Below are 16390 nucleotides of genomic sequence, written 5' to 3'. Positions count from 1 at the left end.
CCCCTATTAGAACATGTGTTCGACCGCTTCCGGTCGCGCCGGCTCCGCATCCCGGCCGCGGTCCAGGAAGGCGGCGTGCCACACGCAGAACGTCAGCGCGACCCAGACCCGGTCGGCGTTGTCGGTGCTGCCGGCCCAGTGCGCGTGCAGCAGCGCGCGCACGTGCGCCACGTCGATGACATCCCCGGCCGCCGAGCCGGCGAACACCGTCTCCGCCCACTCGCCGACCTCGCCGCGCAGCCACCGATCGATCGGGGCCAGGGCGCTGAGCCGGCGGTGCGCGGGGAGGCGGTCCGGCACCAGGTCGCGCAGCGCGCGGCGCAGGGCACGCCGGCCCGGGCCGTACCGGAGCAGCCGGTACCGCTCGGGCAGCCGGGTCGCGGCGGCCACCACCGCGGGGTCGAGGAAGGGCGTGCGCAGGCGCAGCCCGTGCACCGCCGCGAGCCGGTCGGCGGTAGCGAGGACGCCGGGCAGCCGGGTGAGCAGGTCCGCCGCCTGCATCGCGGCCACGGCGTCCGGTGCCGGCCGCGCGACGGCGCCCGCAGCGGGTCCGTTGCCGGCCGGCTCGTGCGTGGCGCCTTCGGCCGGCCGATTGGCGGTGCCCGCGGTAGGCCCGTCCCTCGCGTCCGCGGTCGGGCCGTTCGCGGCGGTCGCCGCCGACCCGTCGGCGGCGCCTGCGGTCCGCTCGGTGGCGGGGTGCGTGGCGGCGGCCGGTGAGCGGAGCAGCCGGCGGCCCGCCGCCCGCAGCGCGTCCAGGGCGGGCTCGGCCAGCGGGGCGAGCGACGCGGCCCGGCGGTACCCGGGGCCGGCGAACAGTTCGTCCGCCCCCACGCCGGAGAGCACGGTGCCGACCTGCCGGGCGGCGGCGCGCGCCAGGAACCAGAGCGGGACGGCCGCCGGATCCCCGACCGGCTCGCCGAGCTGCCCGAGGATCCGGGGCAGCTCGGCGATCACGTCCCCCGGGGTCACGAACACCTCGGTGAGGGGCAGGCCGAGCATGCCGGCGGCCCGCCGGGCGGCGTCGAAGTCGCCGGCGCCGAAGCCGCCCGCCTCGAAGCCCACCGCGAAGGCGCGGACGCCCGGCTCCACCCGCGCCGCGAGCGCGGCCAACCCGGTCGAGGCGAGGCCGCCGGACAGCAGCACGCCGGCCGGTTCGCCGCGCGCAACCCGGACCGCCACGCTCTCGCGCAGGGCCGAGCGCACGGCATCCGCGGCGGCGTCGAAGGGGACCCTCGCCGGGGCGAAGTGCGGCCGCCAGTACCGCCCGACCCGGACCCGCTCGCCGGCCGCGTAGTCCAGCGTGCTCCCCGCCGGCAGCCGGAAGACCGCCCGCCGGATCGTCCCGGGCTCGGGCACGGATCCGGTGCCCAGGTACCGCGCCAGCCCGTCCGGGGCGACGGCGTGGGCGCCGCCCATGATGTCCACAAGGGAGCGGGAGTCGGCGGCGACCAGCAGGTTGCCGGCGACCTGGGCGTAGCACAGGGAGCGGGTGCCGAACCGGTCCCGGGCCCCGCTGAGCCGGCCGGTGCGACTGTCCCGCGCCAGGTAGGCGAAGTTCCCCCGCAGGTACTGCGGCGCCGCCGCGCCCCACCGGCGGTGCGCCGCCGCGACCAGGTCCGCGTCCGAGACCGGGCCGGGCTCGATGAGCAGGATCTCCCGCAGCGGATCCCGGTTGTACAGCTCACCGGTGAAGGCCACGGCGAACCGGCCGCGGTGCGTCAGCTCACCGTCCAACGCGTACCCCACACCGCGCACGCCGGCCGAAAGCGCGGCGGCCGTGGGGGCCGCGCTGGCCGCCCCGAACCCCGCCGCCGCCGGGCCGAACACCCCGAGCAACCCACCCACGACCGTTCCACCCGCCCCTCCGGCGCACGCCGCCGCCGGGCAGTACGGCCGCGGCCGGCGAAACGATCAATCATCGTGGACGGCCGGAACTCCCCGGGTCGCGGATGGACGATGGCGACCGGAGGTGCCCCCCACGCGGGCGGCGGCGCCGGTAGCCTTACGGCGATCCGAGCACCCCGAGCCGCGAAGTGGAGGCCCAGTTGCTGACTGGACCGGTCCTGGAGGGCGACCTGGTGCGCCTGGAGCCGCTGGCGCACGGGCACGCGGCGGATCTGGCGGTGGCGGTCGAGGAGGACCGCGCCGCGTACGCGTTCACCTGGGTGCCGACGGCGGCCGAGGTCGGCGGCTACATCGACGCGCAACTGGCCCGCGCGGCGGTCGGGCGGCTGGCGCCGTACGCGCAGGTGTCGACGGCGACCGGGCGGGCGATCGGCGCCACGGCCTACTGGGATCCGCGGCCCTGGCCGGACGGCACCGGGCTCGCCGCGATCGAGGTGGGCTTCACCTGGCTGGCCGCCTCGGCGCAGGGCACCGGCATCAACACGGAGGCCAAGCTGCTGCTGTTCAGCCACGCGTTCGAGCAGTGGGGCGTGGCCCGGGTCGACCTGAAGACCGACGCCCGCAACCGCCGATCCCGGGCCGCCATCGCGGGGGTGGGCGCGCGGTTCGAGGGCGTCCTGCGGAACTGGTCCCGCTCCTGGGCGCCGGGCGAGGGCGGCCTCCTGCGCGACTCGGCGCTGTACTCGATCGTCGCCGCGGAGTGGCCGGAGGTCCGGGCCCGCTTGACGGAGCGACTGGCCAGGAGAGCGGCTGGCCGGGACCGGGCCCCGGCGGGTGCCGACGCTAAAGAACCCGGGTGACCGCCTCCGCCTCGACCCGCCCCGGCAGCCGGGACCGGTCGAGGTTCGCGCACAGCACCACGGAGGCGCCCGCCGCCATCGGGGCGAGCAGCCACCGCACCGGGTGCTCGTGCTCCGCCGCGTCGATCAGCAGGCGGTCGCCCGCGCGCAGGTCCAGCTGCTCGGCCAGGGCATCGGCGAGCCGGCCCCACTCGGCGTACGTGGTGCCGTCGACGCTCGCCGGGGCGTCGTGACTGACCGGTCCCGCCCCGGCCGGCGGGCCGGGGTAGCGGTCCACCTCGGCCATGAAGTCGAGGTAGCCGTCCGGCACCTCACCGAGCACGGCGCCCCCGGGGGCCAGCCCGAACACGAACCGGTGGTGGGCCCGCGGCACGTCCTCCAGCCAGGTGCCGATCCGGTCGTGGGCGACCAGGGTGGCGTCGAACGGCTCGTCCTGCCCGGGGCCGAGGGCCGGCAGCCCCGCCGTCGCGGTGGGCCGGAACGAGACGGCGACGCCGACCGCCCACGCGCCCATCAGCGCCGCCGCGGTCTGCCAGTGCGGCGGCAGCAGCACGGCCGCGCGGCTGCCCGGACCGAGGCCGTAGCCGTCGTGCAGCAGGGCGGCCGCGCGGGCGGACCAGCGCGCCAGGTCGGCGGAGGCCAGTTCGGCCCGCTCGCCGGTCGCGTCGTCGTAGTAGGTCAGCAGCGGCCGTGCGCCGGTGGTCGCGGGCAGCGCCATCTGACTCCCCCTCAGCCGCCTCGATGAGCGCCGCGAGCCTACCCGTTGCCCGCGGTGGCCCGGGCGGGCATGGGCCCGCCCGGGCCGTCCGCTGTGCCGTCACCGCCAGGTGATGTCGGAGGCGCTATAGAAGCAGTTGACCCCGTCGGCACCGCTGCCGACCCGGGTCGGCTCGCTGCCCTTCGGTACGCCGTTGTACTTGTCGCAGATCACGGTCTTGTGGGACGCGTCGTTGAGCACCGTGATCCGGCTGAACCGGGCGGTGTCGCCCCAGTTGACGTTGATGCCGGCGATCACCTTCACGGACGTGACGGTCACGTTGTCGACCACCACGTGCCGCTGGTAGCTGGAACTACAGTTGCCGCACGCCCGGTACAGCTTGCCGCCGTTCTCGGCGTAGAACCCGCTGATGTGGACGGTGCCCGGCCCGTTGTGCTGGAAGATCTTGTCGGAGGCGGACCGGGCGCCGCCGCCGATCACGTAGTAGTCGCTGCCGCCGAGGAAGGTCGCCGCGTCCTCGCCCACGTCCTCCCACCACACGTTGCGGATCGTGCAGTTGCCGAGGCAGTGGATGCCGTCGCCGGCCGGGGCGCCGAGGATGACGTTCTGGATGGTGGCGCCGGCGGCGAGTTCGAACATCGGGTCCTGGCTCTCGCTCTGCCCGCCGTCGCCGATGCAGCAGTACCGCTTCATGCCGCCGTCGAACGTGCCCGAGACCCTGATGGTGCCGGAGACGGACGCGCTGCCGCTCGGGGTCGGCCAGGCGCCGGACGGCGGGTTGCCCGGGCTGGTCGGCGGCGTGGTGGGCGTGGTGGGTGGCGTGGTCGGCCCGCCGGTCGGCGGTGCCGTGCCGCTGTCGCTCACGGTCACGTCGTCGAAGGAGGCGCTCGCGTACGCGGTCTGCAGGCCGATCCGGCCGTTGCCGATGAGGCTGTTGCCGGCCGAGCCGACCTGGGTGCCATCGACGGTGCCCCGGATCGTGCTGCCCGAGACCTGTAGCGCCAGCGTGTACCAGGTGCCGGCGGAGACGGTGCGGCTGAGGCTGCCGAGCACGGTCACCGAGCCCGAGTTGACCGCCTGGAGCTGGACCTGGTTGCCGGTGAGCAGCGCCAACCGGTAGAACGTGGTGGACGTCTTGGCCCGGGCGAGCACCGCCGCGAAGCCGTTGCCGCCGAGGCTGACCGGCTTCACGCGGGCCTGCACCGTGTAGTTGGTCCAGCCGCTGTCGCCGTTGAACACGCGGGCGTTCTCGCTGCCGGCGTTGGACTGGCGGTACGCCTGCGAGCCGTCGCTGACGACGGCCCAGGTGCCGCCGGACTTGGACCAGCCGCTCGCCCCGCTTTCGAAATTGGCGGTGAACAGCGTGGCCGCGTATGCGACCTGGGTGACGGCGACGGTGCTGGCGAGCAGGGCCGCGCCGGCGGCCGCGAGCAGCGGCCAGCGGCGCAGCCTGCGCCGGGGCGGGGAATCGGGGCGGCGGGCCCCGGGGTGGGCCGCAGCGGTCATGGATGCCTCCGGACGGGGGAGTGGTGCGTGGCGGGGTGCGGGGACGAGATCGCCCCGAACCCTTAGGAAAGCGCATTCCTTTCGCGTGACGGTAGCCCCGACCGAACCCGAACGTCAAGACAACTATCGATGGATGGCGGGTACCGGGCTAGCGGTCGGCGCCGCCCACCAGGTCCGCGAGGGCGTCGAGCAGGCGGGCCACGTCCGCGGCGTCCACGTAGGGCGCGATGCCGACGCGGACGCCGCCGGCCGCGCCCAGCCCGCGGCGGTGCAGCCGGCCATCAGCTCGTACGGCAGCGTGCCCAGCTCGTACCGCTCGGGCACCGCGTCCGTGGCGGGCAGCAGCTTGTCCGGCCGCAGCCGCTCGAGCAGATCGGGCCGGGCGGCCAGCACCCCGCAGTGCGGACCGAGAACCTTGTACGGCGAGCAGACGAAGAAGTCCGCGCCGAGGGCGCCGACGTCCACGCTCACATGCGCCGCGTAGTGCACCCCGTCCACGTACAGGAGGGCGCCGGCCGCATGGGCCAGGTCGGCGATGGCCGGAATGTCCGGCCGGGTCCCGATCAGGTTCGACGCGGCCATCACCGCCACCAGCCGGGTCCGGTCGGACAGCACGGCGGCCGCGACCCGCGCCGGCTCCAGTTCGCCGGTCTCCGGGTCGAAGTCGGCCCACCGCACCGTCGCCCCGGTCGCGGCGGCGGCCTGCACCCACGGGCGCACGTTGGCGTCGTGGTCCAGCCGGGAGACCACCACCTCGTCGCCCGGGCCCCACGCCTTCGCCAGGGTCCGGGCGGTGTCGTAGGTCAGTTGGGTCATGTTGCGGCCGAAGACGACACCAGCCGGGTCGGCGCCCAGCAGGTCGGCCAGGGCGGACCGGCACTCCCGCACCACCGCCTCGGCGTGCCGCTCCGCGGCGGTGAACTCGTTCCGGTTGGCGATCGCCGCCGTGAGCGTGCCCGCGACGGCCGCGCCGACCGGCTCCGGCACCAGGGACCCGCCCGGCGCGTCGAAGTGCGCGGCGCCCTCGGCGAGGGCCGGGAACTGCGCCCGGACGGCGGCCACGTCGTACGTCATGAGGGGCCTCCTCGCGCTCGGTGCTGACGTGCTCAGTCACCGATGTGCTCGGGTTGCGGGTGTGCTCGGGTCGCCGTGCTCGGGTTGCCGGCGTGCCTCGTTGCGGGCGTGCTCCGCGGGGCGGATGTGGACGATCGCGGCACGGTCACCGTATCGTGCGACGCGGCCCGCCCGACCCGGCCGTGCGGGGTCTGGGAGACTGGGCGGGTGCACGACCCGCAGCCCGACGAGACAGACCGCACCCGGCGGTGGCGCAGCGTCACGGCCCTCGCCCTCGCCGCCCTCGCCGTCGTCGCGCTGGACGCGTGGACCAAGAACCTGGCCCTGGCGCACCTGACCCCGGGCGAGTCCCCGCGGATCCTCGGTGGCCTGGTCTACCTGTCCCTCATCCGCAACTCCGGCATCGCGTTCGGCCTCGCCAGCGGCGCGACCGTGCTGATCGCCACCATCGCGCTCGGCGCCATCCTCGTCATCATCAGGGTGGCGCCGCGGCTGCGGTCCCCGCTCTGGGCCGTGGTGCTGGGCCTGCTGCTCGGCGGCGCGCTCGGCAACCTGCTGGACCGCGCGTTCCGGGGCCCGGGCTTCCTGGACGGCCGGGTGGTCGACTTCATCTCCGTCTTCGGCCCGAACGCCGTGCACTTCCCGGCGTTCAACATCGCGGACAGCGCGATCACCGTGGGCGCGGTCGGGCTCGTGCTGCTCTCGCTGTTCGATATCGGCCTGGACGGGCGGCGCCGCACCCGCCCCGAGCCGCCGCCGACACCCGCCCGACAGGAACCGGACCGGGAATCGGACCGGGACACCGCAGGCTAGCTGGACCCGCGGGTTAGCTGGGCCGCAGCGGGGGCACTGCGGGTTAGCTGGGCCGCGGCGGACCACCCGCCGAACGAGGCCGAACGCCGCCGGCCCGCCGGCCACCCGACACCAACCGCCGAGCCCATCCGGCCGGGCCTGTATTGCCGGGCCTGTCTGGTCGGGCCGCGGGTGCGGGCGGCGGATCTTGGTACGGATCTGCCCCGAAATCAGCGTGTCTTTACCAAGATCTCGCAGGATGACGTGACCGAACGGGAGCGGTCGCGCATGCCGCCACGCTCCGCTTACGCCGTGTGTGATCAAGGTACGCGTTGCGCGATCAACGTACGCCGAGCGGCGTACCGGCCTTGGGGGCGCCTACGCCTATGGCACCAGAGAAGTACACGCAAGTGTCGCCCTCCGCACGACGACCGCGACCCGCCCCACAAACGATCCTCTAGTAACGCCGCCCGGACGCGGCGCGGAGGGGGATGTGATGACGGGGGTTGACGAGGTGGCGGCGTTGCTGCCCGCCCCGATCGGCGGCCCGTGCGCCGCATCACCGTTCGCGGGCCCTGCCGCCGCCGGTGCGTTTCAGGCCGATCGGGGGCCGACGGCAGGGGAGGAGCCACGTTCCTGGGCGGCGCCCGAGGTTGCGGCCGATCGAGGCTGGGCCACCGGATGTTGGCCAGCTGGAGCGGAGCCGCCGCCCTGGGCGGCCCGCGGGGTTGAGGGCGCCCGGGCCCCCGCTGCCGGCGCGGAGTCGCGCGCGGCGTTCGGGGTCGGGGCTGTTCAGGAGTCGGCCGCGGGCGTGGAGTTGCGGGCGCGGGCGGCGGCCGTGGTGCAGGCCGAACTGGTGCGCCTGCGTCGGCGCCGCACCCGGTTGACCGACGAGCAGCGCGCCGCCGTCGCCGAAACCCTGCGTCGGGTCGCCGACCGTCTGCTCGGCCCGGCCATCGTGCGCCTGGAGCGGGCCGGGCCGCCCGCCGCCCCGGTCGCCGTCCTCTTCGACCTTCCCGATTCCCGTCAACGCTGTTGAGGAGCACCGATATGCGCAAGGTTTACCTGGGCCTGTGTGCCCTGCTCACGATCGCCATGATGGCCCAGATGTACTTCGCCGCGGTCGGGGCTTTCGCCCGGCCGCAGCGCGACGACTCGTACGCCCTGCACGACGTGAACGGGCGGATGATCCTCCCGGCCCTGATCCTGCTGGCCATCGTCGCGGCGGCGGTGGCCCGCGCGCCGGGGCGGCAGATCGGCCTGACCGCCGCGCCGCTCGGGCTGATCGTGGTCCAGGCGCTCATCGTCCTCGTCGGTCGCGCGGTCGGCGGCGATGACGACACCACGCCGGTCGGCCTGGCGATCCTCGGCCTGCACGCGGTCAACGGCATGGCCACCATGGGTGTCAGCGGTCTGGTGCTGCGCCGGGCCCGTGCCTTCGCCGCCGCGCCGGCCCGCCCGGCTCCGGCACCGGCGCCCGCCTCCGCCCCGGTGGCGGGATGAGTACGTCCGCTCTCATCGCGCTGGACCTGCTGGTCGCCGTCCTCGTCACGGCCGCCTGGCTCGCCGCGGCGGGTGTCGTCGCGGCAGGCCGGCGGGGGCGGCTCGCGCCGGTCCTGCTGGCGGGCGCGCTGGCGCTCACCGTCGCCCGGGCCGCGAGTGCGCTGCTGCTCGCCGGTCGGGGTTGGTGGTTCGCGCAGGAGAAGCTGGTCCTGGCCGTCCCGCTGCTGCTCGCCGCAGCCGGGTACGCCGCCGCGCGTACGCTCCCTGCGCTGCTGCGGGGCGGCGCGCCGGGCGCCCCGGCGATGCCCCTGTTCATGGCGGCGTTCTCCGCGGCCGTGGGCCCCGTCGTGACGATGGTCATCGGGTACCCGGTGGGCCTGAGCGGTGCCCTGGTGGCCCTGGCGCTGGTCGGTGCGGCCGGTCTGGTGACGGCCCGCGCGACCAACGTCCGGATCCCGGCCGCCGCGGTCGCGCTCACCGTCCTGTTCGGACTTGTCGGGGGCGGCCTCGCCGTCCGGCCGACCCCGGGGCATGCCCACGGTGGAGACCATCTCGCCTCCAGCGCCCTGCGCGGGCCGGCCACGCCGGCCCCCGGCGGGGCCGTCCGCCGGTACGACCTGACCGCGCAGACCGCGACGCTGACCCTGCCGTCCGGGCGGCGGGTGGACGCCTGGACGTTCAACGGCACCGTTCCCGGCCCGCCGGTCGCCGCGCGGCAGGGCGACCTGCTGGAGGTCCACCTGCGCAACCGGGACATCACCCCCGGCGTGACCCTGCACTGGCACGGCTACGACGTGCCGGCGGGCGAGGACGGCGTGCCCGGCGTCACCCAGGACGCGGTGACGCCCGGCGGCGAGTTCGTGTACCGGTTCCGGGCGGACCAGGTCGGTACCTACTGGTACCACACGCACGAGGTGTCGGACCGGGGCGTCAAATTGGGGCTCTACGGGTCGTTCGTGGTGTATCCGCGGGCCGCGCAGTCCGCCGGCCTGGACCTGGCGCTCCCGGTGCACACCCTGGCCGGGGCGACCCTGGTCGGTGACACCGATCAGCCGGTGGAACGCCGGGTCGCGCCGGGGACGCCGGTACGCTTGCGGCTCACCGACACCGATGACACGCCGCGCCGGTTCGCCCTCGCGGGGGTGGCGTACCGGCTCGTCGCCGTCGACGGCAACGACCTCAACGCGCCCGGTGAGCTGACCAGCGTGACCCTGCGCCTGCCCGCCGGCGGCCGGTACGACCTGGCTTTCACCATGCCGGTCGGACCGGTGACGCTCGTGCTGAACGGCGACACCGCCATCGTCCGCCTGAACCCGGACGGCGCCGCCACCCCGGACGCCCGCTCCTGGCCCGAGCTGGACCTGCTCGGTTACGGCAGCCCCGCGCCCACCCCGTTCGGGCCGGACGACCGCTTCGACCGCGACCTGTCCATGGTTCTGGACCGTGGGCTCAGCCTCTCCGGCGGCCTCCAGCACGCGTTCACCATCAACGGCCGGGCCTTCCCCGACGTGCCGACCCAGGTGGTGGCCGAGGGCGACCTGGTACGCATGACCGTGGTGAACCGGGGCACGGCAACCCACCCGTGGCACCTGCACGGCCACCGGGTTCTGGTGCTCAGTCGGGACGGCCGCGGCCCGACGGGCACCCCGCTGTTGCTCGACACGTTCGACGTGCGCCCCGGCGAGGTGTGGCAGGTGGCCTTCCGGGCGGACAACCCGGGCGTGTGGATGAACCACTGCCACAACCTCAGCCACGCCGACAAGGGCATGATGGCGCACCTCGCCTACCGCGGCTTCGAGCCCTGACCCGCCCGGGGCGTGACGAGGCCCGACTCGTAGGCGATGACGACGAGTTGGGCCCTGTCCCGGGCGCCGAGTTTGGTGAGGATGCGGCTGACGTGGGTCTTCGCAGTGGTGTGGCTGATGCAGGCGGACCCGGCTATCTCCTCGTTGGACATGCCGGCCGCCACCAGGACGAGCACCTCCCGCTCGCGTGGTGTGAGCGCGTCCAGCTCCGGGGGCGCGGCCGGCGCGGGTGGCGTGGCGACGTACTCGGCGATCAGGCGCCGGGTCACCGCCGGCGACAGCAGCGCCTCCCCGGCCGCCGCGACCCGTACCGCCCGGAGCGGCTCGGTCGGCTGGGTGTCCTTGACCAGGAAGCCGCAGGCCCCCGCCCGCAGCGCCGCGAACACGTACTCGTCCAGCGCGTAGTTGGTGAGGATCACGATGTGGACGCCGGCCAGTGCCGGGTCGGCGGCGATGAGCCGGGTCGCCTCGATGCCGTCGGTGCCGGGCATCTGCACGTCCAGCAGCACCACGTCCGGGCGCAGGTCGGCGGCGAGCGTCGCGGCGGCCGCCCCGTCGCCCGCCTCGCCGACCACGGTCAGGTCGTCCTCGGCCTCGAGCAGGGCGCGGAAGCCGGCCCGGATGAGGGGCTGGTCGTCCGCGATCAGGACGCTGATCACGCGACCTGCCCGGCCGCGTCGACCGCCGCCGGGGCGGGGCTGCCCGCCTCGTCGAGGGGGAGCGTGGCGTGGACGCGGAACCCACCACCCGGGCGCGGACCGGTGTCGAGCGAGCCGCCCAGCGCCGCCGCGCGCTCCCGCATGCCGCGCAGGCCGTGCCCCTCCGGCACCGGCGCGCCGTCGGGCACCCCGGGACCGTCGTCCTCGACGCGCAGCTCCAGGCGGGCCGGGTGGTGGACGAGGGTCAGGTCCACGGTGACCGGCGCCGGCGCGTCCGCGGTGTGCCGGGCCACGTTGGTCAGGGCCTCCTGGGCGATGCGGTAGACCGCGTGACCGGTGTCGGCCGGAACCGGGCGCGGTTCGCCGGTCACGTGCAGCCTAACCGTGAGCCCGGAGCGCTCGAACCGCTTCGCCAGCAGCGGCAACCGGGCCGGGCCCGGCGGCGTCTCGTCACCGTCCACCGCCCGCAGCACGCCCAGCGTGCCGCGCAGTTCGCGCATCGCCTCCTGGCCGGCCTCGTTGATCGCGGCCAGGGCCGGCCGGACCAGCTCGGGGCGGCGTTCCAGCAGGTGCAGGGCGACCGAGGACTGGACCGTCACCACCGAGATCGCGTGGGTGAGCGAGTCGTGCAGCTCGCGGGCGATGCGCAGCCGCTCCTCGACGGCCCGGCGGTGGGCCAGCTCCTCGCGGTTGCGCTCCGCATCCACCGCCCGCTGCCGCACCTGCTCCAGGTACGCGTGGCGGTGCCGGCTGACCTCGCCCCAGACCAGCACGGCGACCAGCCAACCGCTGATCCACAGCACCGGGGCCAGCGCGTGCAGCGGCTCGCCGCTCGCGATCCAGCCGCCGATCAGCTTCGCGGCGCAGATCGCCACGGTGGTCACCACGCTCGCGGCCCGGCGGCCGTGGAACACCAGCGTGTAGGTGAGGATACAGCGCCGTTCCGCGCCCCCGCACCAGCCTCGTGACCACCCCCGACAACACCACGCGGCCAGCCTAAACAGGTCGGTACCGGTCAGTCGCCCTGCGCCAGACGGACTTTCCGCGTACTCCTCCAGGCGTAGCCGCCCGGGCGGCGTGGGGTCAGCGGAGTGTGGCGCCGACCAGGGTGCGGGCGGCGATGGCCGCGCCGCGGGCGCCGGCCATGTCCAGCTCCGGAACCAGCGCCAGGGTGGCGGTGGCGGCCTGTTCCGCGCGCAGGAGGGTGTTCTCGCGGACCTCGGCCAGGAACCACGCGCGCAGCTCGGGGGTGGTCTCCACGACGCCGCCGCCGAGGAAGTACGCCGCCGGGTCGGTGAAGTTGGCGGCGATGGTGAATAGCCGGCCCAGCGCCCGCGCCTGCTGGCCGAAGATCCTCAGCGCCATCTCGTCGCCCCGTTCGGCGTAGGAGCGGACCAGTTTCGCCCCATCCCGCATGGTGGGGACGGCGTTCAGCTCGTGGTCGGGGTAGCGGGTCAGCCAGTACGGCAGGAGGTTCTTCTCGATGCCGGTGAGGGAGGCGACGCTTTCGGCGTCCCCGGCGAAGCCGCAGTTGCATTCGGGCACGGGCTGGTCCGGTTCCAGCAGGTCGTGGGTGGGGATGTGCACGTGGCCCAGTTCGCCGGCCATGCCGGCCGCCCCGCGCACGACCTCGCCGCTTTCCACCACGCCGCCGCCGAGGCCGGTGCCGACGATGGCCGACACGGAGGACCACCGGTCGGCCTCGGCGCCGAAGTGGACGTGGTGGGCGTACAGGGCGGCGGCGTTGCCGTCGTTGTTGTAGACGACGGGGATGCCCAGGCGGTCCTCCAGGGCGCCGCGGATGTCGAAGCCGCGCCAGTCCGGGTGGGCGAAGTTGGTGGAGCCCTTGGCGGAGATGATGCCGGTCGCGCCGGCCGGGCCGGGGGTGTCCAGCCCGACCGCGCGGACCGCCTCCGGGGCGACCCCGGTCACCGCGAGGATGTTGATGTACGCCTCGGCCAGGGCGTCGACGGCCACGACGGGTCCCTCACGGACCATGCTGGGCAGTTCCACGAGTCGGTCCACGAGGAACCTGCCGTCCGCGGTGAGCACCGTCGCGTTGTTGGCCGTGCCGCCGTTGTCCAGGCCTACGACCACCCAGTCCATGGGTCCACCTCCCGCGCGCCTGCCTGTGATCATCGCAGGTCCCGGCCCGCCGTGGTTAGATGACCATGAAACTTGTCCCGGGTACCGCGGCGGTCACCTCCACCTCCAGCACGGCGCCGGGCCGGAACAGCGCGCTCACCTCGACGGTGGTGCTGGCCGGCGGGTCGGTCGGGAACAGCCGGCGGCGCACGGCGCCGTACGCCGGCAGGTCCGCCAGGTCGGTCAGGAAGGTGCGGATGTGCAGCACGTCGGCGAGGGTGCCGCCGTGCGCGGCGAGGATGCTGCTGATGAGGTCGAAGACCCGTTCGGCCTGCGCGGTCATGTCGCCCGGCGCGACCAGGTCGCCGCTGTCGTCCACCGCGATCTGGCCGGCGAGCAGCAGCAGCGCGCCGGCACCGAGGTCGACCCGGGCCACGTGGGCGAACGGGCCGACGGGGGCGGGGACGGTGGCGGGGTTGTCCAGCGTGATTCGCACGGCCCGACGCTAGGCCGGCGACATCCATGCCGGCCACGAATGTCTCGCATACCTGCCATCCGTGGGTAGCATGCCACGGATGCACCTGCAATCCCTCGAGGTGTTCCGGGCGGTGGCCCGGCACCGCACGATCACCGGCGCCGCGGCCGAGCTGCGGTACACGCAGTCGGCGGTCTCCCGGCAGGTGGCGGCGCTGGAGGCGGAGGTGGGCGTCCGGCTGTTCGACCGGTTGCCGCGCGGGGTGGCGCTCACCGAGGAGGGGCGCAGCCTGCTCGGCCACGCCGAGGCGGTGCTCGACCGGCTGGCCGCCGCCCGCCGCGACCTGGCGGATCTTCGGGGACTGGGTGCCGGCCGGGTCCGCCTCGGTGCGTTCCCGACCGCCGTGGCGGCGCTGGTGCCCCGCGCGATGGCGGCGTTCCGGTCGGCGCACCCGGACGTCGCGCTGACCCTGGTCGAGGGCCTCACGCCCGCCCTGCTGGAGCGGCTGGCCGCCGGGGACGCCGACGTGGCCGTGGTCAGCGCCCCGCCGGACCGGCCGCTGGACGACGCGCGGGTCCGGCTGCGCCACCTGCTCGACGAGCACCTGCTGGTCGCCGTGCCGCGCGGCCACCGGCTGGCCCGGCGGCGGGTGGTCCGGCTGGCGGAGTTCGCGGACGACTACTGGATCGCCGGCTCGGCGACCGTGGAGGACACCCTGCTGCGGTCCACGCTGCCGCGCGGGTTCCGGCCCCGGGTGGACATCGTCGCCGCCGAGTGGACCGGCAAGCTCGGCTGCGTCGCGGCCGGCCTCGGCGTGGCCCTGGTACCGGAACTGGCGGCCCGCGCGACCCCGGCGGACCTGGCACTGCTGCGCCTGCACGCGGATGACGCCTCCGCGCGGCGGGTGTTCGCGGCGACGCCCGCCGGGCGCACCCGCTCGCCGGCGGTCCGGGTGCTGCTCGACCACCTGGTGAGGTCGGCGGCGGACCTGTAGCCGGCCGGGTCAGCCGAGGCGGTGGTACCCGCTGCGGAAGTAGAGCAGCGCCGGGCCGGGATGCTCGTGCTCGCGCAGCGCCAGCACCCGCCCCACCACGATCTCGTGGTCGCCGCCGTCGTGCACCGCGTAGATCCCGCACTCCAGGTGGGCCAGCGCGCCGACCAGCAGCGGCGCGCCGGTCTGCGGCCCGAGTTCCCAGGACTGGACCGAGAACTTGTCCGCGCCCTGGACGGAGAACGCGCGGCTGGTCCGCTCCTGGTCCGCGGCCAGGATGTTCACCGCGAACCGGCCGGCCCGGCGCAACCGCGGCCAGCTGCGGGACGTGCGCGCGACGCCGAACAGCACCAGCGGCGGTTCTAGTGACAGCGAGGAGAACGACTGGCAGGTCAGCCCCACCGGCTCGGCGCCGGCCATGGCGGTGACGACGACCACCCCGGAGCAGAAGTGCGAGAGCACCCGCCGGAACCGGTCCGGGTCGAGCCGTCCATCCGGGTCCGGGTGGGGGGTGGTCAGCACGCCTCCATGCTAACGGCGGCTCAACCGACCGTCCGGCTGGCCGCGAGCTGGCGGTGTTCGGCGATTAGCTCGGCGTAGCGATGGCCACTGATCTTGATGGTGCGGCGCTGGGTGGGGTAGTCCACGTGGACCAGCCCGAACCGCTTGTCGTACCCGTACGCCCACTCGAAGTTGTCCAGCAGCGACCAGGCGAAGTACCCGTGGATCGGGGCACCCTTGGCGGCGGCCGCCCCGCACGCGGCCAGGTGCTGTTCGAGGTACTCGGTGCGCTCCTTGTCCTCGATGTCCCCGGCCGGGGTCACCTCGTCGTGCCAGGCGGAGCCGTTCTCCGTCACGTAGATGCTGCGCACGCCGTACTCCTCCGCCAGCCGCAGGATCAGCTGCTCCAGGCCCGCCGCGTGGCTCTCCCAGCCCATCGCGGTCTCCACCGCGGCGGGGACCGGCACCTGCCGGGCGAACGGCGCCGGCCCGTCCGGGTCGGCGGTGACGACCTGCCGGAAGTAGTAGTTCAGGCCGAAGAAGTCCAGCGGGGCGGCGATCGACTCCAGGTCGCCGGGCTCGACCGGGAGAGCGACCCGGTACGTCTCGATCATGTCGGCGGGGTAGCCGCGACCGAACAGCGGGTCCAGCCACCACCGGTTGGTGTGCCCGTCGGCGCGGACCGCGGCGGCCCGGTCCGCCTCGCCGTCGCTGAGCGGCTCGATCGGGCTGAGGTTGCACACCACGCCGACGGCCGGGGGCCGGGCCGCGTTCGCCCGGATGGCGGCGGTGGCCAGCCCGTGGCCGAGCAGCAGGTGGTGCGAGGCCCGGACGGCGCGGGTCAGGTCCCTCTCGCCGGGGGCCATCGTGCCCTCCAGATGCCCGATCCAGGCCGAGCACAGCGGCTCGTTCAGGGTCATCCAGTCGGTGACCCGGTCGCCCAGGCGGGCCGCCACGACCGCCGCGTACTCGCCGAACGCGTACGCCGTCTCCCGGCTCGGCCAGCCGCCCCGGTCCTGGAGCGCCTGCGGCAGGTCCCAGTGGTAGAGGGTGAGGAAGGGCCGGATGCCGGCCGCCAGCAGGCCGTCCACCAGCCGGTCGTAGAAGTCCAGGCCGGCCTGGTTCACCGGGCCGGTCCCGTCCGGCAGCACCCGCGGCCAGGCCACCGAGAACCGGTACGCCGCGAGGTTCAGCCGGCGCATCAGCGCGACATCCTCCGGCCAGCGGTGGTAGTGGTCGCACGCCACGTCCCCGGTGTCGCCGTTGTCGATCGCGCCCGGAACGCGGCAGAACGTGTCCCAGATGGACGGTTTGCGGCCGTCGGCGGTCGCCGCGCCCTCGATCTGGTAGGCCGAGGTGGCGACGCCCCACAGGAACGACGGCGGGAGGGTGGCGAGGTCGAGCACCGGGTGATCTCCTTGTCGTCTCAGACCATCCGGCGGCCACGGGCAGGGGCGCCGGCAGGGCGGTGGCGCCCCAAACCATCCCGGAGTCTACGTCTACTTCATGACTTAGTTCAAAGCATTAACCGAAACCGTGATGCATGCTTGGACGGCAGTTCAGGCACGTGTCATTG

At 74.8% G+C, this 16390-nt stretch carries 16 protein-coding genes; 6 read left to right on the top strand and 10 right to left on the bottom strand.

Annotated features, from left to right (window positions below; all coding sequences use genetic code 11):
* Window positions 1–6 precede the first annotated feature (6 nt).
* A complete protein-coding gene (locus KJS59_RS01355; protein ID WP_213450347.1) occupies window positions 7–1845 on the bottom strand; it encodes an asparagine synthetase B family protein in 1839 nt (612 codons plus the stop codon).
* Between the two features lie 200 nt (window positions 1846–2045).
* On the opposite strand from KJS59_RS01355, the gene KJS59_RS01350 reads away from it, so the two are divergent.
* Entirely contained in the window at window positions 2046–2705 is a 660-nt protein-coding gene (locus KJS59_RS01350; protein WP_213450346.1) for a GNAT family N-acetyltransferase, read from the top strand.
* Here KJS59_RS01350 and KJS59_RS01345 read toward each other — a convergent pair.
* From KJS59_RS01345 to KJS59_RS01335, 3 genes are all read right to left on the bottom strand, one after another.
* Window positions 2689–3423, bottom strand: coding sequence for a TIGR03089 family protein (locus KJS59_RS01345; RefSeq protein WP_213450345.1), 735 nt, complete (start codon window positions 3421–3423; stop codon window positions 2689–2691). The genes KJS59_RS01350 and KJS59_RS01345 overlap by 17 nt on opposite strands.
* Window positions 3424–3522: 99 nt before the next feature.
* Window positions 3523–4929 carry a pectate lyase gene (locus KJS59_RS01340; RefSeq protein WP_213450344.1) on the bottom strand — a complete coding sequence of 469 codons (1407 nt, stop codon included), beginning with the start codon at window positions 4927–4929 and terminating at the stop codon, window positions 3523–3525.
* A 123-nt stretch (window positions 4930–5052) separates the two neighbouring features.
* On the bottom strand, window positions 5053–6003 hold the full coding sequence (locus KJS59_RS01335) for an aminotransferase class V-fold PLP-dependent enzyme (protein WP_213450343.1): 951 nt from the start codon (window positions 6001–6003) through the stop codon (window positions 5053–5055).
* 207 nt (window positions 6004–6210) lie between these two features.
* Here KJS59_RS01335 and lspA point away from each other — a divergent pair, with 207 nt between their 5' ends.
* The 4 genes from lspA (at window position 6211) to KJS59_RS01315 (ending at window position 10103) form a co-directional block, all read left to right on the top strand.
* The gene (lspA, locus tag KJS59_RS01330; protein ID WP_249713770.1) at window positions 6211–6816 is read left to right on the top strand and encodes a signal peptidase II; all 606 of its coding nucleotides are present in this window, start codon (window positions 6211–6213) and stop codon (window positions 6814–6816) included.
* A gap of 790 nt (window positions 6817–7606) precedes the next feature.
* Window positions 7607–7834: a hypothetical protein gene (locus tag KJS59_RS01325; protein ID WP_213450341.1), complete on the top strand. Its 228-nt coding sequence runs from the start codon at window positions 7607–7609 to the stop codon at window positions 7832–7834.
* Window positions 7835–7845: 11 nt separating this feature from the next.
* Window positions 7846–8298, top strand: coding sequence for a DUF6220 domain-containing protein (locus tag KJS59_RS01320; protein ID WP_213450340.1), 453 nt, complete (start codon window positions 7846–7848; stop codon window positions 8296–8298).
* Window positions 8295–10103 (top strand): multicopper oxidase family protein, encoded by a 1809-nt coding sequence (locus tag KJS59_RS01315; protein WP_213450339.1) that lies wholly within the window; start codon window positions 8295–8297, stop codon window positions 10101–10103. Before KJS59_RS01320 ends, KJS59_RS01315 begins: the two co-directional genes overlap by 4 nt.
* On the opposite strand, the gene KJS59_RS01310 is transcribed toward KJS59_RS01315, so the two are convergent.
* From KJS59_RS01310 to KJS59_RS01295, 4 genes are all read right to left on the bottom strand, one after another.
* Window positions 10082–10762, bottom strand: a complete 681-nt coding sequence (locus tag KJS59_RS01310; RefSeq protein ID WP_213450338.1) for a response regulator — start codon at window positions 10760–10762, stop codon at window positions 10082–10084. The two genes, KJS59_RS01315 and KJS59_RS01310, sit on opposite strands and share 22 nt — an antisense overlap.
* Window positions 10759–11676 carry a sensor histidine kinase gene (locus tag KJS59_RS01305; protein ID WP_213450337.1) on the bottom strand — a complete coding sequence of 306 codons (918 nt, stop codon included), beginning with the start codon at window positions 11674–11676 and terminating at the stop codon, window positions 10759–10761. The genes KJS59_RS01310 and KJS59_RS01305 overlap by 4 nt, the downstream gene beginning before the upstream one ends.
* Before the next feature lie 169 nt (window positions 11677–11845).
* A complete protein-coding gene (locus KJS59_RS01300; protein ID WP_213450336.1) occupies window positions 11846–12868 on the bottom strand; it encodes an ROK family protein in 1023 nt (340 codons plus the stop codon).
* Between the two features lie 55 nt (window positions 12869–12923).
* Entirely contained in the window at window positions 12924–13343 is a 420-nt protein-coding gene (locus KJS59_RS01295; RefSeq protein ID WP_213450335.1) for a RidA family protein, read from the bottom strand.
* Between the two features lie 79 nt (window positions 13344–13422).
* On the opposite strand from KJS59_RS01295, the gene KJS59_RS01290 reads away from it, so the two are divergent.
* The gene (locus tag KJS59_RS01290) at window positions 13423–14316 is read left to right on the top strand and encodes a LysR family transcriptional regulator (RefSeq protein WP_213450334.1); all 894 of its coding nucleotides are present in this window, start codon (window positions 13423–13425) and stop codon (window positions 14314–14316) included.
* Between the two features lie 9 nt (window positions 14317–14325).
* Here KJS59_RS01290 and KJS59_RS01285 read toward each other — a convergent pair whose 3' ends face one another.
* Complete coding sequence (locus tag KJS59_RS01285) at window positions 14326–14835, bottom strand: flavin reductase family protein (protein WP_249713769.1); 510 nt, start codon at window positions 14833–14835, stop codon at window positions 14326–14328.
* A gap of 20 nt (window positions 14836–14855) precedes the next feature.
* The gene (locus tag KJS59_RS01280) at window positions 14856–16220 is read right to left on the bottom strand and encodes a GH1 family beta-glucosidase (protein WP_213450333.1); all 1365 of its coding nucleotides are present in this window, start codon (window positions 16218–16220) and stop codon (window positions 14856–14858) included.
* Window positions 16221–16390 lie beyond the last annotated feature (170 nt).

This window comes from Rhizomonospora bruguierae, assembly GCF_018397995.1.
Classification (GTDB): domain Bacteria; phylum Actinomycetota; class Actinomycetes; order Mycobacteriales; family Micromonosporaceae; genus Rhizomonospora; species Rhizomonospora bruguierae.
This window is presented reverse-complemented; position numbering and strand designations above follow the sequence as displayed.